Genomic DNA, 23,583 nt, shown 5'->3' on the forward strand with positions numbered 1-23,583 from the left:
CGCGATGCTGGAACTCATCGATGTCCACGCCGGTTACGGCCGCACCGAGGTAGTACACGGAGTCGGGATCGAGGTCCCGGCCGACGGGGTCGCCGCGATCATGGGACACAACGGGGCCGGGAAGACCACCCTGTTGCGTGCCGCGGTGGGGCTGGTGAAAACCGGTCGGGGCCGGATTCGTTTCGACGGCGCCGATATCACCTCGTTACGCCCCAGTGCGCGGGTAAAGCGTGGGGTCGCCTATGTCCCCCAGGGCCAGCAGTGCTTCGGTCATCTCACCACCGCCGAGAACCTGCGCGTGGTGGCCGACGGCCGCAAACGGGGCGCGGCGTTGATCGACGAGCAGCTGGATCTGTTTCCCGCGCTGAAGGATCTGCTCAACCGCCGCGCCGGGTTGTTGTCCGGCGGGCAGCGCCAGCAGCTGGCCATCGCCCGGGCGCTCATCACCGAACCGCGCATGCTCATCCTCGACGAACCCACCGAGGGCATCCAGCCGTCGGTGGTCGCCGAGATCGAGAACACCATCACCGAACTGGTGGGTCGCGGTGGGCTCGGGGTGCTGCTGGTGGAACAGCACATCGGTTTCGCGCTGCGCGCGGCGAGCCGGTACTACGTGCTGGAGAGCGGCCGGGTCACCTCGACCGGGGAGGGCGGTGCCGGTGCCGTCGATACCGTTCGCGCCGCCATGACTCTTTAGGCTGCGCGTCGTGACCGAACCACGAAGCAAACGCGAATCCCGTAGCGACACTGTGTACAAGGCGTTGCGCGACGAACTCATGGGCGGTGCGCTGGCACCGGACGAGCGGCTCGGCGAGGAACGGCTGGCCGACCGGTACGGCGTTTCCCGCACCCCCGTGCGGGAGGCGCTGGCCCGGTTGCAGGCCGACGGCCTCGTCGAACGTCGTGACGCCGGCCTGTTCCCGTACCGGCCCCGCCTGGACACCCTGGGTGACTACTACGAGTTGCGGATCACCCTGGAAGTGCAGGGCATCGCCCGCGTCCTCGACGATCCGGATCTGGGCCACGACCGGGCCGTACTCGGCCCGGAGATCGACCGGTGGCGCGCCTTCCGCACCGCGCCCCCGGAACCGGATGCCGGTTTCGTCGACGCCGACGAGCAGTTCCACACCGTCCTGCTGGAATCCTCGGGCAATCACGCCCTCACCGAGGCCCTGCGCACGGTGAACGCCCGGATCCGCCCGGTCCGGATGTTCGACTATCTGACCCCCGATCGCATGCTCGCCACCATCGACGAGCACATCGCCATCGGCGAAGCCGTCCTGGAGCGCGACCTCGCCAACGCCCGTGCGCAGCTCCTCGCCCATATCGACCAATCCCGTCGCGTGGTGGCCGACCGAGCCGGTCAGGTACTCCAGCTGACCCGCCTGGCCCGCGCGACCAAAACCTGAATTTCCCGGCTACTCCGGTAGCCGGCACTGTCCACGCCGAGAGGATCGACCGTGACCGAGACCGCCCCGCAGTTGTATACACCACTGCATACGCCGCTGCCCGAATGTCTGCTGATCGCCAATCGCGGTGAGATCGCCTGCCGTATCCTGCGTACCGCGCGGCGGCTGGGGATCGATACGGTCGCGGTGTTCTCCGATGCCGACGAAGGTTCCCGGCATGTGCGGATGGCCGACCGCGCGGTCCGGCTGGGACCCGCACCGGCCGCGGAGTCCTACCTGCGCGCCGAGGCCGTGATCGAAGCGGCATTGTCCAGTGGCGCGACGGCGATCCACCCCGGTTACGGGTTCCTTTCCGAGAACGCCGATTTCGCTGCGGAGGTGGAGGCGGCGGGTATCGCGTTCGTCGGGCCGGCCGCCGAACACCTGCGGCTTTTCGGCGATAAGCACAGTGCCCGCCAGGCTGCGGCGGCGGCGGGTGTGCCGCTGGTCGCCGGGAGCGGGTTGCTCGGGGGGCTCGACGAGGCGCTGGCGGAGGCCGAGCGGATCGGCTACCCGGTGATGCTCAAGGCGGCCGGGGGCGGCGGCGGTATCGGGATGGCGGCCTGCGCCGGTCCCGCCGAACTCACCGAAACCTACGAGCGGGTGATCCGGCTGGCGCAGAACAACTTCGGGTCATCGGCGGTGTATCTGGAGCGGTTCGTCGCCCGCGCCCGGCACGTGGAGGTGCAGATCTTCGGTGACGGACAGGGGCGCGCAATATCGCTGGGTACGCGCGACTGCAGTCTGCAGCGGCGCAATCAGAAGGTCATCGAGGAGGCACCGGCGCCCGGACTCCCCTATACCGTGAGCGAACGGCTGCTCGAATCGAGCCGGAAACTGCTCGGCGAGGTGGGCTACCGGTCTGCCGGGACCGTCGAGTTCATCTACGACGTGGACCGCGGTGAGGCGTCCTTCCTGGAGGTGAACACCCGTCTGCAGGTGGAGCATCCGGTCACCGAGGCCGTGACCGGCGTCGACCTGGTCGAGTGGATGCTGCGGCTGGCGGGCGGAGATTCCGCCTTCCTCGACGAGGTTCCCGACGCCGGCCCGCCCGTCACCGGTTTCGCCGTGGAAGCCCGCGTCTACGCGGAGGATCCCGGTAACGACTACCGCCCCGGCGCCGGCACACTCACCGGCGTCGAGACCCCCGGTGCGGAGGCGCGGGTGGAGACCTGGGTCGAAACCGGTACCGAGATCAGCCCCTACTACGACCCGCTGATCGCCAAGATCATCACTTCGGGTGAGAGCCGCACCGAGGCCCTGCACCGGCTCCGCACGGCACTCGACGAAACCCGCATGTTCGGTATCACCACCAACCTGCCCCAGCTGCGCGCCGCCGCCACGAGCTCACCCATGCTCGACGCCCGGCACACCACCGCAACGCTGGGCAGCCTGGCCACGATCCGTCCCCGCCTGGAGATCCTGCGTGCCGGCGTCTCCACCACCATCCAGGACTATCCCGGCCGCCTCGGACTCTGGAGCGTCGGCATCCCACCGTCGGGCGCGTTCGACGATCTGTCCTTCCAGCTCGCCAATCACGCCGTCGGCAATTCGCTCGGCGAGAACGGTCTCGAGGCGACACTGCTGGGGCCGCGCCTGCGCTGCACCGACACCACGGTCGTCTGCGTCACGGGCGCCGAAGCCCCGATCACCGTGGACGGCGAACCCGCGCCCATGTGGGAGCCGATCACCGTGCCCGCCGGTTCGGTTCTCGATATCGGTGCCCCCTCCGATACCGGTCTGCGCACGTATCTCGCGGTCCGCGGCGGTGTCCTCGCTCCCGATTATCACGGCAGCGCAGCCACATTCACCCTCGGCGGATTCGGCGGTATCACCGGCCGCGCCGTCGCGACCGGCGATATTCTCGGCATCAAACCCGACGCCGGCGGTCTGCTCGACCCCGCGCCCATCCCGGCCGGCGAACGCCCTGAATTCGGCCACACCTGGTACGTCGGGGTCGGTGAAGGCCCCCAGCCCGCGCCCGACTATTTCACCCCGGCCGATATCGCCCAGTTCTACGACGCCACCTGGCAGGTACAGGCCCACGCCAACCGCACCGGCCTGCGCCTGGCCGGCCCGAAACCGGCCTGGTCACGCACCGACGGCGGCGACGCCGGCCTGCACCCCTCGAATCTGCACGACTGCCCCTACAGCGTCGGCGCGCTCAACCTCTCCGGCGATACCCCGATCCTGCTCGGACCCGACGGCCCCAGCCTGGGCGGTTTCGCCTGCCCGCTCACGGTGGTTTCCGCGCACCGCTGGAAACTGGGCCAGATGCGTCCCGGCGACCAGGTGCGTTTCGTCCCCGTCGCCGATGACCGCACCGCCGGGTTCCGTTCGTCACCGGCATTGCGCGGCCGGAACGTATCCACCCCCGAACTCCTCGGCACCCGCGAGGAGGACAACGGTGTCCTCGGCCGCCGCGACGGCGGCACCGGCACACCGGAGGTCAAATATCTGCGCGGCGGCGACGACAACGTACTGGTCGAATACGGCCCGATGGAACTGGACCTCGGCCTGCGTATGCGCGTGCACGCCCTGAGCGAACGTCTCGACCAGGCCTCCATCCCCGGCCTGATCGATATCACCCCGGGCGTGCGCTCCCTGCATCTGCATTTCGACGCCGATGTCATCGATCAGCGCACTGTGGTCCGGCTGCTCGGCGAGCTCGAGGACGATATCCCCGATACCGCCGACCTCCGCGTCCCGAGCCGCCATCTCGAGCTACCGCTGTCCTTCGACGACCCGACCATCGTGCAGGCCATCGAACGCTACGGTCACGGCGTGCGGTCCGACGCGCCCTGGCTGCCGTCGAATATCGAATTCATCCGCCGCGTCAACGGACTCGACAGTATCGACGAAGTCCGCGCTCTCGTCTTCGACGCCGAGTACATGGTGCTCGGCCTCGGCGACGTCTACCTCGGCGCGCCACTGGCCGTCCCGCTCGACCCCCGCCACCGCCTGGTGACCACCAAATACAACCCCGCCCGCACCTGGACCCCGTCCGACGCCGTCGGCATCGGCGGCAAGTATCTGTGCGTCTACGGTATGGAATCCCCCGGCGGTTACCAGCTGATCGGCCGCACCATCCCCATCTGGTCCGGCTACCGGCAGCGCGCGCCGTTCGAGGCCGGCAAACCGTGGCTGTTCCGGTTCTTCGACCGGATCAGCTGGTATCCGGTCTCGGCCGACGAACTTCTCGACCTGCGCGCCGATATGTCGGCGGGGCGTTTCGAGATGCGCACCAGCGTCGGCGAATTCGCCATGGCCGAACATCTCGAGTTCCTGGACGAGCACGCCACCGATATCGCCGCCACCGAGGAAATCCGGCAGGCCGCGTTCACCGCCGAACGGCAACGCTGGGAGGCCGGCGGTGAACTCAGCGCCCAGGCCGAACCGGATCCGGTCCCCGATACCGCCGATACCCTCGACCTCCCCGAAGGCTGCGATATCGTCGCCGCCCCCATGATGGCGAATGTGTGGCGAGTGGAAGTGGCCGAGGGTGATCATGTCGAGGCCGGCGCCACCCTGCTGGTCCTCGAGGCCATGAAAATGGAGCTGCCCGTGCCGGCGGAGGTCGCGGGGACTGTCCGTGTGATCACCGCCACCGCGGGCGACCAAGTGACCACCGGCGCACCTCTGGTCGCCATCGAAACCGAAGGAGCGGCATGACCATGGAGAAACTACCGCTAGCCGAGGCCGGCCTCGAATCGCCCGTTGGAGCCGGCACCACCCTGGGCACGCCCGGCACCGCACCCGCCACGGGCGACGCCGGTGGCTCCGCTGACTTCGCCCGTGGCACCCGAACAACGGATAACGCTGCGACGGCGGCCGAGCGAGTCGCCGCCGCCTATCGGGTCATCGCGGAGCAGGACCGGCCCGAGATCTGGATCTCGCTGCGCGCCGAAGCCGAGGTGCTGTCGGAGGCCGCGGCGCTCGACACCCGGGTCGAACAGGGTGACGAGCTGCCCCTCGCAGGGGTTCTCATCGCGGTCAAGGACAATATCGATATTGCCGGTATCCCCACGACCTGTGCGTGCCCCGGCTTCGCCCGCACTCCGGAACATACGGCCCCCGCTGTGGCACGGTTGATCGAACAGGGCGCGATTGTCCTGGGTAAAACCAATCTCGACCAGTTCGCCACCGGTCTGGTCGGTACCCGCAGCCCCTACGGCGCGGTCCGTAACAGCCGCTTCCCCGACCGGGTCTCCGGCGGCAGCAGTTCCGGATCGGCGGTCGCGGTGGCCCTCGGTATCGTCGACGCCGCCCTGGGCACCGATACCGCCGGCTCCGGCCGGGTCCCGGCCGCGTTGAACGGCATCGTCGGTATCAAACCGACGCTCGGACTGATCCCTACCACCGGGCTGGTCCCCGCCTGCCCCGACTACGACGCCATCTCGGTGTTCGCCCGCGATCTGGCGCTGGCCACAAAGGTCGCGAATACCATGATCGGCCCGGACCCGGCCGATCCCCGTTCCCGGGCCTGGCCCGCCGATACGCCCCTCGGCGCACCGGTGCGCACCACGCTCGCCGTCCCCACCGACGACAACCTGAAATCCCTGACCCCCGCCTACCGCGCCGCCTTCGACGCCACCATCGAACGCTGGCGGGCCGGTGGCGGTGAAATCACCACGGTGGATATCGCCGAACTCCTGGACGCCGCCACACTCCTCTACGACGGTGCAATCGTCGCCCAACGCTATGCCGCCGTCGGTGAATTCCTCAGCGGCGCACCGGAAGGCGCCGACCCGGTGGTCTCCGCCATCATCACCGGCGGTGCCCGCCCCGCCGCGCACTCCTACGTCGCCGATCTCGGCCATCTGAAGCGCGCCGCCGCCACCGCCCGCAGCCTGTTCACCGAATACCCGGCCCTGCTGCTGCCCACCACCACCGAACATCCGACCCTCGAAGCGGTTGCGGCCGAGCCGTTCACCATCAACAGCCGGATGGGCACATTCACCAATTTCTGCAACCTTCTCGACTTGGCCGCGGTCGCGGTCCCGGGCGCGGACACCGCCGACGGTGAACCTTTCGGCGTCATGTTCGTCACCCCGGCCTTCGCCGACCAGGTCGGTATCGACCTCGCCGCCCGGCTACTCCGCGAACCCTCTCCCCTGCTCACCGACACCGGCACCGATCTCCTCGTCGTCGGCGCCCATCTGCGCGGCCTGCCCCTGCACCACCAATTGGAACAAGCCCGCGCCCGTTTCGTCGGGGAGGTGACGACGTCGGCGGCGTACCGGATGGTCGCGCTGCCCGCCACCCCGCCGAAACCCGGGATGCTGCGGGTCGGGTCCGGTGGGCGCTCCCTACCCGGCGAACTGTATCGCCTCTCCCCCGCCGCCCTCGGCACGTTCCTGAACAATCTGCCGTCACCCATGACGCTGGGCAAGGTCGAACTGGATTCCGGCGAATGGGTCACGGGATTCGCCTGCGACTTCGAATCATCGCGTGAAGCAACCGATATCACCGAACACGGGGGATGGCGGAACTACATCGAATCCCTCCGGTAGCCGAAGTGTGTGCCGGATGCTGCCGGGTATCCGGCAGCTAGCGGCAGCGGCCCCACCCCCGTACCGATGAGGGGCGCGGCGGGTCGGCCGACGCCGCGCGTATGCGATCACCGCGTACCCGACGATCGGCGGAGTGCGCGATATGCCGAACGCGCGCTCCGCCGGTTCGTCGTCACAGTTCCGCGAGCACCCCCAGACGTGCGCCCGCTCGCCCGCCTTATTTCGGTCCTCGGCAAGAGCTGAGACGCAAGCGTTTACCCAGCCCCCGCCCGACTGTCGGGTCGCCGACCCGAACCGTACTTTCACTGCCGCGATGCTGGGCGGCGGCGCACCTCAGGGCACCGCGGTGAAGAGCTCGTAACTGTGGCTGTCGGGGTCGCGAACGTAGACCCCGCGGCCACCGGACAACCGGTTGATCTGCCGGTCCCAGCCGTTCTCCGGCCCCGACCCGTAGTCGACGGCGGACCACTGCGCGAGCCGCCCGAGAATCGCGTCGAAGGTGGCATCGTCCACGAGAAACGCATAGTGACCGGGTTCGACGCGATTGCGGTCGTCGAAGTCGAGGGTCAGGTCGTCGTTCACGCGGACCGGAGCGAACGGCCCGGTGGGCGGCGACACCGAAAGTCCCATCAGTTCCGCGAAGAACGTCGCCGAACCGTGTTTATCGGTCGCGGGGACGATCGTGTGATTCAGCACGATGGCCATATCGACTCCTTCCAGAATTGCATGCGTTACGCACGTAAATATACGTGCGTAACGCATATAATGTCGAGTGTGTGTGACACCCCCGACCCCACTCCGGCCGACGGCGGGCCGGCCCTTTTCCGCCTGGTCCGCTTCTGGTCCCGCCGCTGGACCGGCCGAGTTCTCACCGACCGGCCCCCCGCCGATATCGGCCGCATCCAGCACATCCAGGCCTTGGAAGCCGTCGCCGCCTCCCTCCGCGTCCGCGAGGAAGCCACCGTCACCGATATCGCGACCCAACTCGGTATCGATCACTCCGGCGCCAGCCGCATCGTCCGCGACGCCACCACCGCCGGCTACCTCACCCGCGCCACCTCACCGCAGGACCGCAGGCGCGTAATCCTCGAACCCACCGAATCCGGCACCCACCTCCTGGACGCAGCGCACGCCTGGCAACGCGATTGCTTCGACCACCTCACCGCCACCTGGCCCGCCGACGACCGGCACCGATTCGCCACCTACCTCCAACGCCTCGCCGACGAAACGGCCACATAACCCGAACCCGGCCCGAATCGCGGACACCGCCGCCCGTTCCGGGGCGGTACCGTACCCACTTCCCGATCATTTTGAACGATGGTACAACTAGTACGTTCGTTCAACTAGATCGGAGTTCGCGATGGACACACGCCCGGCGCCCGTCCCCAGGTGGCGGCAGTGGGCCGGCCTGGCGGTGCTGATGTTGCCGACAGTGCTGCTGGGTCTCGATGTCACGGCGCTTTACCTCGTCGTCCCGAACCTGGCCGCGGACCTGCACCCGACCGCCACCGAGACGTTGTGGATCATGGACGCGTACGGATTCCTCATCGCCGGCTTCCTGATCACGATGGGCTCGCTGGGCGACCGGATCGGGCGCCGGCGCCTGCTGATGATCGGTATGGCCGCGTTCGGCGCGGTCTCGGTATTCGCGGCCTTCGCTACAAGTGCGCCCTGGCTCATTGCCGCGCGGGCGCTGCTGGGCGTGGCCGGCGCTACGCTGATGCCGTCCACCTTGTCCCTGATCAGCAATATGTTCGCCGACGCCCGGCAGCGGGCGGCGGCGATCGGCCTTTGGGCGACGATGTTCGCCCTGGGAATGGCGGCCGGACCGATTGCGGGCGGTATCCTCCTCGCCCATTTCTGGTGGGGCGCAGTGTTTCTGATCGCGGTGCCCGTCAGCGTGGTGACGCTGGTGGCGGCGCCGGCACTGCTGCCGGAATTCCGTAGCGAAACCACCCGGCTCGATCTGTGGAGCGTCGCGTTCTCGCTGGCAGCGTTACTTCCGGCCATCTTTGCGATCAAGCATGCCGCCGCGCACGGTATCGATGCCCAGGCTCTGGCCGCCGCCGCGCTGGGTGGTGCCGCGGCCGTTGCCTTCGTCCGCCGTCAACTGCGCCTCCGCGAGCCGCTGCTCGATATCAGGCTCTTCACCGACCGGACTTTCGCCGCTGCCCTGTCGGTCCTGCTGATCGGCTTGGCCGGATTCGGCGGGGTGATGTACCTGGTCACCCAGTACCTGCAGTTCGTCGACGGGCTCTCGCCGCTGATAGCCGGACTGTGGATGGGCCCGCCCGCCCTGGCGATGCTGATCGGCGGGATCGGTGCGCCGGTACTCGCCGGCCGCGTCCCGCCGGGGATCATCATGGCAGGCACGCTGGCACTGTCGCTGATCGGATACGTCTTGATTGCCGTTGCGGAAACAGGCAGCAAGCCCACGGTTGTGGCCGGCTTCGGATTCGTTTATCTGGGACTGGGTGTCATCGCCGCTCTCGGCACCGAAATCGTCGTGAGCGCGGCACCCGCGGAAAGGTCCGGTTCGGCGGCCGCATTGTCGGAGACGGTGCAGGAACTGGGGATCGCGGCCGGGGTCGCGCTGCTGGGAAGCCTCACCACGGCGGTCTACCGGATCATGGCGGAAGCCCCGCCCGGCGCACCACGCTCGGTGGCCGAGTCCTACGACGACAGCCTCTCCGGCGCGATATCTGTGACGGAACAGCTACCGGCAGAAGCTCTTCGACATGCCCGGGAAGCGTTCACCAGCGGCCTCAACATCGCCGCGATCGCGGCAGGTACCGCTGTCGCCGCTGCCGCCGTGGTCTGTTTCCGGATGCTGCGCCGTCTCCACCCGATCGGCTCCACGGGCCACCCTGTGGAACCGATAGCCTCGACCCACGGCGACGATCGGTGAGAGGACCACGATGACCGAACAGGACACTGTCGACGGCCGCAAAGTGCGCGGCCGGCAGCGTCGAGCTCAGATCATCGAGGCAACGCTCACGATCGTGCACCGCGACGGCGCCGCCGGCGTGACCCACCGAACCGTGGCCAAGGAAGCCGGTATCACCACCAGCCTCACTCTCTACTACTTCGCCACCCTGGACGACCTTCTGGTCGCCGCCCTGACCAGCGTCACCGACGCCTACACACGGCGCATCCGCGAACTCATCGACACCGCCGACGACCCGTTGGACGGGCTCGCCCGGCTCATCGCCGAATCCGCGGGTCCAGGCCGGGAGCGTGCGCTCGCCGAACGGGAACTGTCCACCCTGGCGGCTCGCCGGCCCGCACTTCGTCCCGCGGCGTGGAGTTGGCGCGACAGCGTCGCGGAGCTGGCCCGGACACAATCCGGCGACCCCGATGTCGTCGAGGCTTTCGTCGCACTCTGCGACGGATTGTGCGCGGCGATCCTGCTCGGTGACCAAGGCGCCGACCCCGAACATATCCGCGGACTCCTCGACGACGCGCTGCGGCGCCCATAAGCCCCTGGCCCACAGAACACGTCGCGGGCGCCGGCGAGCAATCCGCTGGACGAAAGACCCTGGATTGCCTCCGCCGACTGCGCCACCCGCGGTGGCGGCGACCTCGATTGCCATCGCGCGGCGGACCGCCTGGCATTGTGCGCCTGCGGCCGCCCGGTCGACGGCGCCCGCCCGCAGAGCATTTACGGGGTATCGCATACGCGACCATGAATCGGTCCCGTTCACCACCGACTTCGCGCGGCCGCCACCGTGTAATCGAGGCATGACTACAGCGTTGACCGATCGGGAGCCGTTCGCGCGCAGCACCGCAACGCGCCGGAAAGGCATCCTCTGGTTCCTGCTCCTCGCATTCGCGGGCGCATGGATCCCGTGGGGTATCGCCGGAGCGGCCGGGTACACCCTCGACAATCCGATCGTCCAACTGCTCACCGCCGCTTTCACCCCTGCACTGGCGGCGATCATCACCCGCCGGTGGATCACCCGGGAAGGTTTCGCCGATTCCGGCCTTCGGCTGCGACTCCGCACGCAGTGGCGGGCGTATCTGACTGCGGCCCTGCTACCCATCGGGATTCTCGCCGCCGCGCTCACGATTGCGGTGCCGCTGGGAATGTGGCGGCCCGCGCTGCACGATTTCGGTTCGGGCACCCTGCTGTTCCTGGTGCTCGCCCCGATCATCCCGGTGGTGGCGGCCCCGATTTTCTTCGGCGAAGAGTTCGGCTGGACCGCCTATCTCCGCGACCGTCTTTTCCCGGGCCGCCCCGTGGCCACCACATTCGCGACCGGCGTGATCTGGGGTGTGTGGCATTGGCCGCTGCCGTGGGTGGGTTACCTGGGTTCGGGCGGTTCGGCCGCGGATGCGTTCATCGCCATGCTGTTGTGGCTGCCGCTCTCGATCGAATTGGAGTTCCTGATCGGCTGGTTGTGGGCGCGGAGCGGGTCGGTGTGGCCGCCCGCGCTGCTTCACGGCGGCAGTAATCTCGTGATCTCGCTGGGCTTGGAAATGTTCGTCGGCAACGCGGGCCCCTCCGGCGCTTCGATTACCCTGCTGATGTGCGCAGCGTATTTGCCGGTAGTCGCGTGGATCGTCGTGACGACGAGACTCGGCGGTCCGCGAAACGCGAACCCGAAGACGCGGCGGTGACGGCGATGGGATCCGCATTGCGGACCGGCCCGCGCTTCTTGATCTCCCCATGGCCGTGGCGCGCGTTGCTCGCGGTGGTGTGCGGCGGTGTCCTGTCGGTATCGACCGTGATCGGTTTCGTACCGGTCCTACTGCTCGGCCTCACCCGCTCGTTGCGGGCGGCGCTGTGGGAGCCGATGCTGCGACTGCACTGCCTGCGCCTCCGGCTGATCGATCCCGATACCGCCGTCCGTGCCGATACCCGGGTGCGGGAGGCGAGCGCCGCGCATCGCCTGCCCACGCTCCGGCACGTCACCTATATCGTCACCACCGCAGTGTTCGGCGGTGCGGTGTTCTGCCTGGCAGCGCTGGGCTTCTCCGTCGCCGCGATCCTGCTCGTCGCGCCGATGGTCGTCCGGGACGATTACTTCGACTTCGGCCCCTGGACGATCGACAACAATACGGGGGCCTGGATCACCGCGGGGGTGGGTCTGCTCGCCACACTCTTACTGCTGATCCTCGTCGCCGCCTGGTCGGCACTCGAAGCGCTGCTCGCCCGCAGCCTGCTGACCCCCGATTCCGACCGTTGGCGGCACGAGGCCGTGCGGATAGAGAGCTCCCGCTCGGCCCTGCTGGAAGCGGAGGGTTTCGAACGGGAACTCCTCGAATCAGAACTGCACGATCGCGTCCAGCACCGCCTCGTCGCATTGTCGATGAACCTGGGACTGACCGAAGCGCAGGACGCGAACGGCCCCGCCGGCCGCCTCGCCGCCGAGGCCCACCGGCAGGTCGACGAAACCTTGGGCGAGCTCCGGGCCGTCCTGCGCGGTTTTTCGCCGCGGGTGCTGTCCGAACGCGGACTCGAACCGGCCCTGACCGACCTCGCCGCAGACCTGCCCGTCGATATCCACCTCGACCTCGACAGCTACCGCCTGCCACCCGCGGTCGAGCATATGTCCTATGTTCTCGTCGCCGAATGCCTCACCAATGTTGCCCGGCACACCGACGCCGCCCGGGTCGACGTACACGGCACGCGCACCGGTTCGCGGTGGATACTGAACGTCACCGACAACGGCCCGGGCGGTGCGCATATCGTCGACGGCCACGGCCTCGACCGCCTGCAACGCCGTCTCGCGGCCCTGGACGGACAACTCACGGTGACCAGCCCGCCCGGCGGACCGACGACCATCCGGATGGAGTGCGCAGTGTGACAACCCCACCCACCCGACTACGGATCGTGCTGGCCGAGGACAGTCCCCTACTGCGGGCCGGGCTGGAGAGCGTGCTCACTTCGGCCGGCCACGAGGTGAGCGCCGCCGTCGGCGACGCACCCGGGCTCGTCCACGCCTGCGCGGCCTACACGCCGGACCTGGTGATCACCGATGTCCGAATGCCACCCAACGGCACCGACGACGGCCTCCGCGCCGCGGCCGGACTACGCCGCCGCGATCCTCACCTACCGATAGTCGTCCTGTCACAGTACGTTTCGGTCGCCTACCTGGATGATCTCCTCGGTGACGATTCGACCGCCGGTGTGGGCTATCTCTTGAAGGAACGCGTCGGTCACGTCCGGCAATTTCTCGACACCGTAGCCCGGGTCGCCGCCGGTGAGACGATCGTCGACCCCGAAGTCGTCCGAGCTCTCGTCAAATCCGGCCGCCACCGCACACCCCTTGCCGACCTCACCGCCCGGGAACGGGAAGTGCTCGCGCTGGTCGCGGAAGGTCGCACGAACTCCGGAATCGCCGAGGTCCTGACCGTCTCGGAAGCCGCCGTCCGCAAACACATCGGCGCCATCTTCGCCAAACTCCCCCTCCACGACGGCGACCGCCGAGTCCAAGCAACCCTCATCTACCTGCGCTCACTCGGCCAACCCCAGCCCCACTGAACGTTTCGAGGCCGGATGCCGGTAGTCAGTAATAGACCGGCCCAGGGACCCCACCACCGACCGCGACGGCGTCGCCGGTGATGGCGATACTGCGCGGTGAGGCCAGGAATGTCACCACATCGGCGACCTCGCGGGCGTCGATGATCCGCCGTACGGAGTTGTTCGCGAGTTCCGCCTCGAGCGCGGCAACCGTGGTGTCTTCGTTCTCGGCGCGCGCGGTGAGCCGCTCGGTCAGGCGCTCGGTCCGGGTTATGCCCGGGTGCACGACCGTCACATTGACACCTTTGGGCCCGAGTTCGTCCGCCAGATTCTTGGTCAGCGCGGCAACGCTCACATTACGAACCGTTTGTGCGATCGAATTCGCCTGCCGGGCACCGAGTCCGCTCACATTGATGATCCGTCCGAAACCTTGCGCGATGAAATGCGGTGCGACAGCGCGTGCGGTCCGCAGGTAGCCGAGCACTTTGATCTCGACCTCCCGCCGGACCACGTCGTCGGTGGTGGCGGCGAGGTCGGTGGGCGCACCGGCGCTCCAGGGTGTGGCGGCGGAGTTGACGAGGATATCGACCCCACCCAGTTCCTCGACCGCCCGCACGACCAGGTTCTGCACCTGGTCGTCGTCACCGGTATCGGTGGGCACCCCGATCACCCGCCGGCCAGTCTCCTCGGCCAGGCCCCGCGCCGCGGCCTCGAGCGGCCCCGCCGATCGGGCCGCGATCACCAGGTCCACACCTTCGGCCGCCAGCCCGCGGGCGATCGCCAACCCGATCCCCTTACTGCCGCCGGTGACTATCGCCCGTTTGCCTTCGAGTTCCAGATCCACGCCGATCACGCTAGCAACGACTGCTCGATCAGACCCTGGTCCGACTCGAGCCGAACAGAAACCTGCCGATGAATCGGCGGCTTGTATCCCGATTTCCTGAGGAAGACCCGCGATTGGTGGATGTGGGCAATCGGCCCTACCGCGCTGCTGCTCCTGATTCTGGTCGGAACCCAAACGCAGGCAATAGGGCACCGGCTGCCATCCCGCGAGCCGACATGCGTTTCGCCGAACGCGTCCGATACTGCTGAAAAATGATGCATTTGCGGCAGATGTGGAGTTGGGATGCCGTCCGCGGGCTCGTTGTTGTGGCGGTGGGAGGTTCAGTTGTCCGTCTGCGGCGGCGGTAGTCCTCCGGTCAAGTCAGTTGGCCATGGTCAGCAGGATGTCGGCGACCGCTTCGGGTTCGGTGATCATGAGGTCGTGGCCGGTGTCGATATCCCACAGCCGTCCCGCTTGCCGGGCGGCGGCGACCAGTTCGGGGTCGCGGGTGGCCAGGGTGGAGGTGCACACGATGTGGTATTGCGGCAACGCGTACACCGCGTCCGGGTCGCGCAGGTCGAGCGGGTCCTCGAAGGACCGCCACGGATGCCCGGTCAGCCGGGTGGCCATCCACGCCAGATCCGCCGGATCGGTGACCCCGAAGAACATGCCCGCTTCCGGGCTGGGCAGCAGGACCAGTTCGGTGCCGGCGACGGTTTCGCCGAATTCGCGGGCGGCCTCGATGATGGGACCGGCGATATCGCGCAGGGATTGACCGTGCAGCGGGTTGGCCGCGTCCAGGTACACCAGGCGTGAGATCCGGTCGAGGGCCCGGTCGGCGGCACCGGTAACGACCATTCCGCCGTAGCTGTGACCGACCAGGACGACATCGTGCAGGTCCTCGTAGTGCAGCAGCGAAGCGACGTCCTGAACGTGGGTGTCGAGCCCGATCTCATCCAACGGTAGGTGGGATCGCTCGGCCAGCCCGGACAGGGTCGGGGCGTAGGCCTCGTGGCCGGCGTCGCGGAGCAGTCGGGTCACCTTCCGGTAGCACCAGCCGCCGTGTCCGCCGCCGTGGACCAGTACGTATGTAGCCATCTCACTCCTGAAACATCGTTCTCTCCAGGAGAGAACGCACGGTAAGTAATCCGATTACTCGGATAATCCGATTACCGTAAAGGTATGAGCGTGGGCGCGGGGCAGGAATCGGAAACATCGCGGCGGATCCTCGCCGTCGTCGCCGACGCGCTCGAACGCGCCGGTTACGACGGCGTCTACCTCCAGGACGTGGCCCGCGGCGCACGGGTGTCACTGTCCACGATCTACAAGATGTTCGGCACCCGAGACCAATTGATCATCGCCGCTCTCGAGCAGTGGATGGCCCGCACCAGCTACACCGACCTCGCCCCCAGCGATCCGGACGAACCCCTGGGCGCCGGACTGATGCGACTGTTCCGCCGGGTCTTCGAGCCCTGGGAACGCTGCCCGAAAATGCTCGAGGCCTACCACAAGGCACGCACCGGCCCCGGCGGTGACCGCCTCGAATCACAGGGCATCGCCGCGCTACTACCCGCGGCCGGCGCGGTCCTGGCCGGTGCGGACCCCGACTACCTCGACGATATCGGCCGCGTCCTGACCGGCCTCAGCTACGGACTCATCAACCGCTACGCTGCCGGCGCCATCCAGATCACCGACATCCTGCCCACTCTGGAAAAAGCAGTCCACCGACTCACCACCGACAACCGGGCCGCGGCCGAGAACGCCCACCTCCGCCGCGCACACACACCGAACCCTGCCGACACCCTGCCCGACCCCGCCGGCTGGTAAGAAACACCCCCGGACGCGCTCAGCGACCGCCCTCGCTGCGCCCCTGCTCCACCATGTTCCCGATTCCGTCGAGCAGTCGCGCGAGGCCGAACTCGAACATCAGGTCCACATCCATCGCCTCGTCGAGGGAGGCGAGGAGCGCGGACTGGACCGGATGCTCCTTCGGCCCGAGTCGCTCCAGGATCGCCGGGATTTCCAGAGTCCGCCATCGTCCCGTAATGCCTTTTCTTTCAGCCTCCGAGGTGCTCGTCCGCAATGCGGCGAGCCCTTCGACAAGCCCGGTGATGCTCTGGAATGAGCGGTAGGCCGGGATCGGGTCGAGGCCGGCCTCGACCAGCGCGGCGAAAACGCGTTCGACATCGGTGAGCAGCGCGGGCGCTGTCACCGGCGGAAATGTGGTGACAACCCGCAAGACCCAGGGGTGCCGGGAGATCAGGGTCCACTCGTACCGTGCCCACCCCTCCAGTTCGGTACGCCAGTTCATGCATCCATCGGGGCGAGCACCGGCCGGTGCGCTGCCCGTGACTGCCGACGATGCGGTGGTATCGCCCATGAATGCGGCGTCGAGCATGAGTTCGATCAGCTCGTCTTTGCCGTGGACATAGTGATACAGCGACATCGTGGCCACACCCAGATCCGCGGCCACCTGCCGCATGGTGAGCACGTCCAGACCGTCGGTATCGGCGATACGCACGGCGGCGGCGACTATGCACTCGACCGAGAGCCCGGTCGACGGCTTGCCGACGGAATTTCCCGGGAGCGACCCGAATGCCGGCGAATCCGCTGGGGCGTGTCCCGGTTCCACGGGACCGGAGAGTTCGCTTCCCTCGGCGGTCGTTCGCGCCCGGTATGCACGGGCTTGACAGGAGCGAGAACAGTAGCGCCGTGGTCGCCCGCGCGCGGCCGACGTGATCACGCTTCCACACTGCACACATGACGCCATCGGCGTCACCTCCCATAATTTCGTCACATATCCGGCCTGTGAACCACACTATCATCACGATCATCGTGTTGAAATATTGTGACGAAATCATATGGCCGTGCAGTAAATCGGCTGCTGTAATTAATCTTCTGCGATGCAGTACCAATGAATTCCGTATTGTCGTATTCTGTACGCTCCATCCCCTTACAAACGTACGAACGAGGGAGCGGTCGATGACCGAAAGATGCACTACCCGTGTTCTCATCTCCGGTGGCGGCGTGGCAGGACCTGTCCTGGCGTACTGGCTGCGGCGATACGGATTCGAACCGATGATCGTCGAGAAGGCTCCGCAGCCACGCTCCGGCGGCCAACGCGTCGAGATCGGGGAAGCCGGCCAGGAGGTCCTGTCCCGGATGGGCCTGCTGGATCGCGCGAGAACCCTCGGCGGAGCGCACCCACGGTCCACGGTGTACACGGGGGCCGCTGATCGGCCCGTACGCGTACCAGATATCGGGTTTGCGCAGCCCGGAAACGACCGTGACACGCGAAATGGATCAGCAGGCCCGGCTACGCCGCATCGAGCAGGCGTTCGGCGACGATGAGTGGCTGGTACCGAGCATGCTGCGAGCAATGCGCTCCGCCACCGATTTCCGGCTCATGCCGTGCTTCCAGGTCCGGATGGATACCTGGCACACAGGAAGAGTCGGACTGGTCGGCGACGCCGCCCACTGCCCCGATCCGATCGCCGGCCAAGGTGCCGCGCTGGCACTTATCGGCGCCTATGTACTGGCGGGCGAACTCGCGGCCGCGGCCGGGAACCCAGCCGTGGCATTCCCCGCATACGAACACACCATGCGCGACTTCGTCTCCGCCGGACAGAAACTCGGTGAACTCGATATCGCCGTGGCCGCACCCCGCGGCGGCCGAACCCGCACCTGGATCCACGAACAATCACAACGCCTGCTGTTTCCACTGGTGGATTTCGGCCTGCGGGCCGGGATCCGTCCCCACCGGCTCACCGCGACCGAGTCCCGCACACTCCCGGATTACGAGCAGCCGGCCGAAGCAACAGGGCATGCTTCGAAGCTTTGACGACGACCCAGGACCCGGGGGCGCATAGGAAATTCCCCCGGATCCACGACGATCACCCCATGGTGGTGGCACCCGAAACAGCCGGCCGCCATCGGAAGAGTTCCCGCACGTCGGCCGGCCAGTTCACCGCCGCGACACACAGCATGATCACCAGATGCAAGGGAGCCGATATCTCCTGGTAGACGGGTCCGTCATCGATCATGTGCGTAGTCACCGCGCCGGTCAGCACCAGCACCAGACCCGCGGCGCCCAGGAATCTGGCCTGTCTCCGCGGAATGACCAGCAGGATCGCGCAGATCAGCTCGATAGCACCGACTACATAACGCATATTCGGGTCGAAACCCCAATCCGCGAATTTCTCGGCGTAGGCGGGTCCGAAGAATGTCTCCCCGGACCAGAATTTGGTGGCGAACCCCGCGAAGAATTCAGCGGCCAAGAACCAGTAGAAGCCGGTGCGCAACCAGTTCGAAACAGTGCGACGTTCAGACATTTCTTTCCTCCAGAGGGAGCATGGACGGGGCCACGCGGGCACGGGACCTTCCCGCTGCATGTCTGACAGTCCGAATCGGGCGAATGTGACACCGGGATCCGGCCGACGTGTCACATCGGCCGGATGCGGGCGGTCATACCTATCGACAGACCTCGTGAGAAGAAGGTGGCGGATGGACTACAGCGATCGACTGGTCACGGAGTTCGAAGAAAACCGGGCACACCTGCGCGCGGTGGCGTATCGAATGCTGGGCTCGGCCGCCGACGCCGAGGACGCGGTCCAAGAAACCTGGATACGGCTGAACAGCCGAACCGATGTGTCCGATGTCGACAATCTGGCCGGATGGCTCACCACCGTGGTGTCGCGGGTGTCGCTGAATGTTCTGCAGCGCCGCAGGAGCCGCCGCGAGGACCTCTACGGGTCCGAAGCGATCGACGACGGCGCGGAGCGCGCCGACATCATGTCCCCCGAGCAGGAAACGGTACTGGCCGATTCGGTCGGATCGGCACTGATGGTCGTTCTCGATACCCTGTCTCCGGCCGAACGGCTGGCTTTCGTGTTGCACGATATGTTCGCCGTGCCGTTCGACGAGATCGCCGCGATCCTGGGACGCTCCGGCGCGGCGACCCGCCAGCTCGCCAGCCGCGCACGGCGCCGGGTCCAGGGAAACGATCAGCCCCCGAGTACCGACCTCACGGCGCGCCGTGAAATCGTCGACGCCTTCCTGCGTGCCGCGCGTATGGGCCAGTTCGCCACCCTGCTCGAGCTACTCGACCCCGACGTGGTGCTGCGCGCCGACGATACCGTCGTAGCGGCCGGGGCGGCGCCCGAAGTGGTCGGCTCCGAACCCGTGGCCCGCACCTTCGATGGCCGCGCCCGCGGCGCCCGGCCCGTCCTGATCGACCGGGAGCCGGGTGCGGTCTGGAGGGTCGGCGGCCGGCCACGTTTCGTTTTCACCTTCACCATTCGGCAAGGAAAGATCGCCGGTATAGCGATGATCGGGGATCCGGAGCGAATCGAGGCCATGGACCTACGCGACCGATAACCGAAACCGCCGCCGGCGACCCGTCATCCAGACTGTCGGAGTGATTCGAGTGTGGTCGAGCGGTTCGCCAGACACCCGACCCGCCACTACCCTGGCACCGGCTCCTACGACCGGCCGGTTCGGACGCAGGCGATGTGCTCCCGGCCCTTCCCGGCGACCAACGGTCACAGGGCCGATCCTGCACGAACGTCGAGCGGAGACGCATTTATGAAGAAAGCCTGCGTGATCGCAGCAATGTCCTTGGCAGTCATGGGTTTCTCGGGGGCCACCGCCGCCGCACTCCCGTCCGGCAGCGCCGATCTCCCCGGGCTCCCGGGCGCCACCCAGCCCGGTCCGCCCGCGCCGCCGGACGGCAAGAAGGTCGGTGACCCCTGCACCGCCGGTGGCGGCGTGGCGGGACACTACGAGTGGGTGCACCTGGACGAGGATTCCGCCGCGCACTACGGCACCGAATGGATGTTCGTCTGCCAGGCGAATTGATCTCGTGATTGCGAGCGAGATGATCGGGTTCCGTTGACATCACCATGGCCCGTCCACCCATCGGGATGGACGGGCCATGGTGCCGAATCAGAGACCGGAACATCAACGCCCCGCAGGTCACTGCCGCCCGGTCTCGCCGTCACAATTGTCGGGCTCAGCGATGGGACCGCCCCGCCCCAAAGATACCAGTTCTGGCTTATATAAGTGGAGACCGGTATGATTCTGGTTCATGCACGCGTTCGACATCCTCGGCGATCCGGTGCGCCGACGCATTCTGGAGCTGCTCGCCGACGGTGAGCAGACCTCCGGCGCGATCACCGACGTGATCCGGGCCGAGTTCGGACTCTCCCAGCCGGCTGTTTCACAGCATCTGCGCGTGCTGCGTGACAGCGGGTTCACATCGGTACGACCTGAGGGTGCTCGGCGGTTCTATGCCGTCGAGGCCGCGCCGCTGAGCGAAGTCGACGCGTGGCTGGACCGGTTTCGCCGGTTCTGGGAACAGCGCCTCGACGCCTTGGAAACCGAGCTGGCCCGGGGTAAGCGCGCGGCTCGGACACCGGCTGGTGGGGAGCCCACCCGACCGGCCGAGCCCGGCATTGATGCGGACACGACCGATCCATCAGCGAAGGGACCATGACATGAAAGACGTGTTGGACGAATTGGCCGCCGCGCGCCGGACAATGGGCAAGGGCAGCGTGCCCGCCGGTGAGGCGTACACCGTCGAGGTGCGCCGTCGATACGATGCTCAGATCGAGGACCTGTGGGACGCCATTACCAGCCCCGAGCGGCTGCGGCGCTGGCTGCAGCCGGTCACCGGGGATCTGCGGCTCGGCGGGAAGTTCGAGTTGGGCAGTGGTGAGCACGGTGAGATCCTCGGCTGCGAGCCGCCGCGTCTGCTGAAGGTGTCCTGGCTCTACGGGCCGGACGCCGACGCCTGGCCCGGAACGAGCGAGGTGGAAGTGCGCCTGACCCCGGGGCCGGCCGGCGATACCGAATTCGAGCTGATCCACGCTGCGGTCGTCGAGGAGCCCCTCTTCCCGGTCTACGGCCCCGGCGCCGGCGGTGTCGGCTGGGATCTGTATCTCCTCGCCCTGGCTCGGCTGTTGACCGGCGGCGAGAACGTCGGCCACGAGGAGTTCCACAAGTCGCCCGAAGGGCGCGAGTTCATCCGGCGCAGCGCTGCGGCCTGGGGCGAGGCTCATCTGGCGGCCGGTGGCGAACCGGGGCACGTCGCGGCAGCGGTCGAGGCCACCACCGAGTTCTACGCGTCCGACCCGACCTGATATCCCCTCTGAGGAGCGCGCGCCATGAAATACACCAACTCGATAGAGATCGACCTCCCGCGGGAGCAGGTGGCCCAACTGCTCGCCGACCCGGCACACCTACCGAAGTGGCTGCGAGGCGTGGTGTTGCACGAGCCGGTACAGGGGATACACGGGCAGCTCGGTACCGAGTCGCGGGTGGTGATGCAGTCGGGGCGACGGACGATGGAATGCACCGAAACGATCACCCGCCTGGATCCGGCAGTCCTGCGCGGGATCCCGAAAGAGAGCGTCGTTCACTTCGACCGCGAGATCGTCGGCGCGGGTATGTGGAGCGTCGTACGCGATCGGTTGACCGAAGCCGGTCCGGAGACGACGTTCTGGGAGCAAGACAGCGAATACCGGTTCGACAGCCTGCTGATGCGGCTGGTGGGCCTCTTGATGCCCGGCTCCTTCCATAAGCAGTCGCAGCAACATATGCAGGATTTCAAGGCGTTCGCCGAACAGGGGAAGGATGTCCGCGGGGAGGGGAACTGATCTGCTGGGGGCTCGCACCACCGCCCCACGATCGACGGCTGACGGGTCAGGCTTTTTCGAGTGTGGTCTCGACCGGTGTCGCACCGGTGGTGAGGTCCAGTACCGGGCAGTGGGCATCGACGGCGGCCTGTAGTTCCGCATACCGCTCCGCGGTCTCCGGCCCGGTGATCTTCACCCGGACCCGCACCGCCTGAAACCCCGCGCGAACCCGGTCGTCCAGGCCGAAGAACCCGCGAATATCCAGATCACCTTCGGCTTCGATCGACAAATCCTCGACCACGATCCCCAACCGCTGCGCCCAGAAGCGATAGGTGACGACCTGGCAGGAAATCAACGCACCCAGATACACCTCCACCGGATTCGGCGCGGTGCCTTCTCCACCGAGCGCCGACGGTTCGTCCACCCGCAACCCATGAGCACCCGCAGTAATAGCGCTACCCACCGTGCCCTGCGGAATCCCCGATGCGCGAAATACCACCGCGGCATTCGCCGGATCCTGTGCCACTGCGTCGGCAGTGGCGGCGGTGATGTCGTTGAGCGAGGAAGTCCCGGCTGTCATGGCCGTGACGTTAAGTCCCGGCGTGCACCGAGACCATAATTGCGCTCGTGCTGAGGCGAATCGGCGCTGCCGGTAGCACCCGGACTCCGAGCTCAATCCCGCAAGAGTAGGTAGTGCAGTCGAAGCGCAGTCGCGCGACCGAGCGCCAGCGTGTGGTCGGTTCGCAGCAGGTTCGCGCCGTCGGCGAATACGTGGAACTCCTCATGGATCGGGATCCGCGCCGCCCAGCACCGATCACCCTCGACCACCGTGATGTAGGCACCGTCGGCCCCGAACGCACCCGGCGGCGACACCAGACGCAACGCCCCACCCTCCCCGACCTCCGGCCGCAGAAAGACCTGCACATTCCCCAACGGCAGCGGAAACGAGACATGCACGCTCGGCTGCTCGGACCCGGGCAGCCGCGACACTCGATAGAACCCGCTGTAGATGTACTCGCCCGTGGCCCGGGAAGTCCGCAACCACGCCGCGCCGCGATACCCACCGTCCGCACCGGCCACCCGTTCGACCCGGCTGTCGATCCCCCGCGCCGTATCCAACGACCGGATCGGCAACGCCAACTGCCCTACCCGACGCCCGAAGAACCTGCTGACGAACCACCCGCCCAGCGCGAACACCGGCGCCCACTGCACCCACGCCTCCATCCGCCACAACCCGGTGCGCTCATAGAAATCCCGGACGTCAGGGTGCAACTGCCCCGGATCGAATCCGCCACCCGCGAGCGCCCCGATATCGGCCAGCAACCCCGCCTCCGGGCCGTCATCAATCCACCCCCCGACCCGTTCGGCTTCGGCCTGCAACCAGTTGTCCTCGACGGTCCCACCGGCCTCGGTGAGCACGGGAGCCCACAGCCAGGAATGCTTACCGTCCAGGTCGATCCGTCGACCAAACGTCTTCCAGTACCGCCGGGTCCCACGATCCGCCATCGCCCACAAGTCCACGGGGCCATCATGCTCGGCCGGGGTGCGGAGGTCGACCGGAGTGTCGCCGCTTCGTGCCACGCTGGTTCCGAACCACGATTCAGAGGAGGATTCCTGGCATTGGTTCGATATAAAGGCACAGCAAGACGTTCGAGAGTCGGATCGACGCCAGGTGTCCCGAGGGCCGCCAGTCACCTCC

25 protein-coding genes are annotated in these 23,583 nt (G+C 67.3%); 18 read left to right on the plus strand and 7 right to left on the minus strand.

Going from position 1 to position 23,583, the window contains the following annotated elements:
* Nucleotides 1-4 precede the first annotated feature (4 nt).
* The 4 genes from urtE to atzF are packed head-to-tail and all read left to right on the plus strand — an operon-like array spanning nucleotide 5 to nucleotide 6,961.
* The gene (gene urtE / locus ACFWPH_RS04790) at nucleotides 5-697 is read left to right on the plus strand and encodes an urea ABC transporter ATP-binding subunit UrtE (protein WP_378748111.1); all 693 of its coding nucleotides are present in this window, start codon (nucleotides 5-7) and stop codon (nucleotides 695-697) included.
* A 10-nt stretch (nucleotides 698-707) separates the two neighbouring features.
* The gene (locus ACFWPH_RS04795; RefSeq protein WP_378748112.1) at nucleotides 708-1,409 is read left to right on the plus strand and encodes a GntR family transcriptional regulator; all 702 of its coding nucleotides are present in this window, start codon (nucleotides 708-710) and stop codon (nucleotides 1,407-1,409) included.
* A gap of 51 nt (nucleotides 1,410-1,460) precedes the next feature.
* Nucleotides 1,461-5,120: an urea carboxylase gene (uca, locus tag ACFWPH_RS04800; protein ID WP_378748113.1), complete on the plus strand. Its 3,660-nt coding sequence runs from the start codon at nucleotides 1,461-1,463 to the stop codon at nucleotides 5,118-5,120.
* Nucleotides 5,117-6,961 (plus strand): allophanate hydrolase, encoded by a 1,845-nt coding sequence (atzF, locus tag ACFWPH_RS04805; RefSeq protein ID WP_378748114.1) that lies wholly within the window; start codon nucleotides 5,117-5,119, stop codon nucleotides 6,959-6,961. The genes uca and atzF overlap by 4 nt, the downstream gene beginning before the upstream one ends.
* A 333-nt stretch (nucleotides 6,962-7,294) precedes the next feature.
* Here atzF and ACFWPH_RS04810 read toward each other — a convergent pair whose 3' ends face one another.
* The gene (locus ACFWPH_RS04810) at nucleotides 7,295-7,666 is read right to left on the minus strand and encodes a VOC family protein (RefSeq protein WP_378748115.1); all 372 of its coding nucleotides are present in this window, start codon (nucleotides 7,664-7,666) and stop codon (nucleotides 7,295-7,297) included.
* A 69-nt stretch (nucleotides 7,667-7,735) separates the two neighbouring features.
* Between ACFWPH_RS04810 and ACFWPH_RS04815 the strand changes: the two genes are divergently transcribed.
* From ACFWPH_RS04815 to ACFWPH_RS04840, 6 genes are all read left to right on the plus strand, one after another.
* Entirely contained in the window at nucleotides 7,736-8,200 is a 465-nt protein-coding gene (locus tag ACFWPH_RS04815; RefSeq protein ID WP_378748116.1) for a MarR family winged helix-turn-helix transcriptional regulator, read from the plus strand.
* A 121-nt stretch (nucleotides 8,201-8,321) separates the two neighbouring features.
* Nucleotides 8,322-9,869 carry an MFS transporter gene (locus ACFWPH_RS04820; protein ID WP_378748117.1) on the plus strand — a complete coding sequence of 516 codons (1,548 nt, stop codon included), beginning with the start codon at nucleotides 8,322-8,324 and terminating at the stop codon, nucleotides 9,867-9,869.
* Nucleotides 9,870-9,879: 10 nt separating this feature from the next.
* On the plus strand, nucleotides 9,880-10,440 hold the full coding sequence (locus tag ACFWPH_RS04825) for a TetR/AcrR family transcriptional regulator (RefSeq protein ID WP_378748118.1): 561 nt from the start codon (nucleotides 9,880-9,882) through the stop codon (nucleotides 10,438-10,440).
* A 262-nt stretch (nucleotides 10,441-10,702) separates the two neighbouring features.
* Complete coding sequence (locus ACFWPH_RS04830; protein WP_378748119.1) at nucleotides 10,703-11,581, plus strand: CPBP family intramembrane glutamic endopeptidase; 879 nt, start codon at nucleotides 10,703-10,705, stop codon at nucleotides 11,579-11,581.
* The gene (locus ACFWPH_RS04835) at nucleotides 11,491-12,771 is read left to right on the plus strand and encodes a histidine kinase (protein ID WP_378748120.1); all 1,281 of its coding nucleotides are present in this window, start codon (nucleotides 11,491-11,493) and stop codon (nucleotides 12,769-12,771) included. Before ACFWPH_RS04830 ends, ACFWPH_RS04835 begins: the two co-directional genes overlap by 91 nt.
* Nucleotides 12,768-13,448 carry a response regulator gene (locus tag ACFWPH_RS04840; protein WP_378748121.1) on the plus strand — a complete coding sequence of 227 codons (681 nt, stop codon included), beginning with the start codon at nucleotides 12,768-12,770 and terminating at the stop codon, nucleotides 13,446-13,448. The genes ACFWPH_RS04835 and ACFWPH_RS04840 overlap by 4 nt, the downstream gene beginning before the upstream one ends.
* Before the next feature lie 25 nt (nucleotides 13,449-13,473).
* On the opposite strand, the gene ACFWPH_RS04845 is transcribed toward ACFWPH_RS04840, so the two are convergent.
* Together ACFWPH_RS04845 and ACFWPH_RS04850 are read right to left on the minus strand one after the other, a co-directional pair.
* Nucleotides 13,474-14,271 (minus strand): SDR family NAD(P)-dependent oxidoreductase, encoded by a 798-nt coding sequence (locus tag ACFWPH_RS04845; RefSeq protein ID WP_378748122.1) that lies wholly within the window; start codon nucleotides 14,269-14,271, stop codon nucleotides 13,474-13,476.
* A gap of 360 nt (nucleotides 14,272-14,631) precedes the next feature.
* Complete coding sequence (locus tag ACFWPH_RS04850; protein ID WP_378748123.1) at nucleotides 14,632-15,348, minus strand: alpha/beta fold hydrolase; 717 nt, start codon at nucleotides 15,346-15,348, stop codon at nucleotides 14,632-14,634.
* Between the two features lie 84 nt (nucleotides 15,349-15,432).
* Here ACFWPH_RS04850 and ACFWPH_RS04855 point away from each other — a divergent pair, with 84 nt between their 5' ends.
* A complete protein-coding gene (locus tag ACFWPH_RS04855) occupies nucleotides 15,433-16,077 on the plus strand; it encodes a TetR family transcriptional regulator (RefSeq protein ID WP_378748125.1) in 645 nt (214 codons plus the stop codon).
* A 19-nt stretch (nucleotides 16,078-16,096) separates the two neighbouring features.
* Here the strand turns inward: ACFWPH_RS04855 and ACFWPH_RS04860 are convergent, their stop codons facing one another.
* Nucleotides 16,097-17,020 carry a TetR/AcrR family transcriptional regulator gene (locus tag ACFWPH_RS04860; protein WP_378748126.1) on the minus strand — a complete coding sequence of 308 codons (924 nt, stop codon included), beginning with the start codon at nucleotides 17,018-17,020 and terminating at the stop codon, nucleotides 16,097-16,099.
* 212 nt (nucleotides 17,021-17,232) lie between these two features.
* On the opposite strand from ACFWPH_RS04860, the gene ACFWPH_RS04865 reads away from it, so the two are divergent.
* The gene (locus ACFWPH_RS04865; RefSeq protein WP_378748127.1) at nucleotides 17,233-17,601 is read left to right on the plus strand and encodes an FAD-dependent monooxygenase; all 369 of its coding nucleotides are present in this window, start codon (nucleotides 17,233-17,235) and stop codon (nucleotides 17,599-17,601) included.
* A complete protein-coding gene (locus ACFWPH_RS04870; protein WP_378748129.1) occupies nucleotides 17,537-18,091 on the plus strand; it encodes an FAD-dependent monooxygenase in 555 nt (184 codons plus the stop codon). The genes ACFWPH_RS04865 and ACFWPH_RS04870 overlap by 65 nt, the downstream gene beginning before the upstream one ends.
* Before the next feature lie 52 nt (nucleotides 18,092-18,143).
* Here ACFWPH_RS04870 and ACFWPH_RS04875 read toward each other — a convergent pair whose 3' ends face one another.
* Nucleotides 18,144-18,581 carry a DoxX family protein gene (locus tag ACFWPH_RS04875; protein WP_378748130.1) on the minus strand — a complete coding sequence of 146 codons (438 nt, stop codon included), beginning with the start codon at nucleotides 18,579-18,581 and terminating at the stop codon, nucleotides 18,144-18,146.
* Nucleotides 18,582-18,753: 172 nt separating this feature from the next.
* Here ACFWPH_RS04875 and ACFWPH_RS04880 point away from each other — a divergent pair, with 172 nt between their 5' ends.
* The 5 genes from ACFWPH_RS04880 (at nucleotide 18,754) to ACFWPH_RS04900 (ending at nucleotide 21,905) form a co-directional block, all read left to right on the plus strand.
* A complete protein-coding gene (locus tag ACFWPH_RS04880; RefSeq protein ID WP_378748131.1) occupies nucleotides 18,754-19,626 on the plus strand; it encodes a sigma-70 family RNA polymerase sigma factor in 873 nt (290 codons plus the stop codon).
* Nucleotides 19,627-19,860: 234 nt separating this feature from the next.
* Nucleotides 19,861-20,106, plus strand: a complete 246-nt coding sequence (locus ACFWPH_RS04885; protein ID WP_378748133.1) for a hypothetical protein — start codon at nucleotides 19,861-19,863, stop codon at nucleotides 20,104-20,106.
* Nucleotides 20,107-20,335: 229 nt separating this feature from the next.
* Nucleotides 20,336-20,743 (plus strand): ArsR/SmtB family transcription factor, encoded by a 408-nt coding sequence (locus ACFWPH_RS04890; protein ID WP_378748134.1) that lies wholly within the window; start codon nucleotides 20,336-20,338, stop codon nucleotides 20,741-20,743.
* Nucleotide 20,744: 1 nt separating this feature from the next.
* A complete protein-coding gene (locus tag ACFWPH_RS04895; RefSeq protein ID WP_378748135.1) occupies nucleotides 20,745-21,389 on the plus strand; it encodes an SRPBCC domain-containing protein in 645 nt (214 codons plus the stop codon).
* A gap of 24 nt (nucleotides 21,390-21,413) precedes the next feature.
* A complete protein-coding gene (locus ACFWPH_RS04900) occupies nucleotides 21,414-21,905 on the plus strand; it encodes an SRPBCC family protein (protein WP_378748137.1) in 492 nt (163 codons plus the stop codon).
* Nucleotides 21,906-21,951: 46 nt separating this feature from the next.
* Here ACFWPH_RS04900 and ACFWPH_RS04905 read toward each other — a convergent pair whose 3' ends face one another.
* Nucleotides 21,952-22,464, minus strand: a complete 513-nt coding sequence (locus ACFWPH_RS04905; protein WP_378748138.1) for an OsmC family protein — start codon at nucleotides 22,462-22,464, stop codon at nucleotides 21,952-21,954.
* Between the two features lie 92 nt (nucleotides 22,465-22,556).
* The gene (locus ACFWPH_RS04910; protein WP_378748140.1) at nucleotides 22,557-23,405 is read right to left on the minus strand and encodes a hypothetical protein; all 849 of its coding nucleotides are present in this window, start codon (nucleotides 23,403-23,405) and stop codon (nucleotides 22,557-22,559) included.
* Nucleotides 23,406-23,583: the final 178 nt, after the last annotated feature.

This window comes from Nocardia sp. NPDC058499 (genome assembly GCF_042719915.1).
In the GTDB taxonomy this organism is placed as follows: domain Bacteria; phylum Actinomycetota; class Actinomycetes; order Mycobacteriales; family Mycobacteriaceae; genus Nocardia.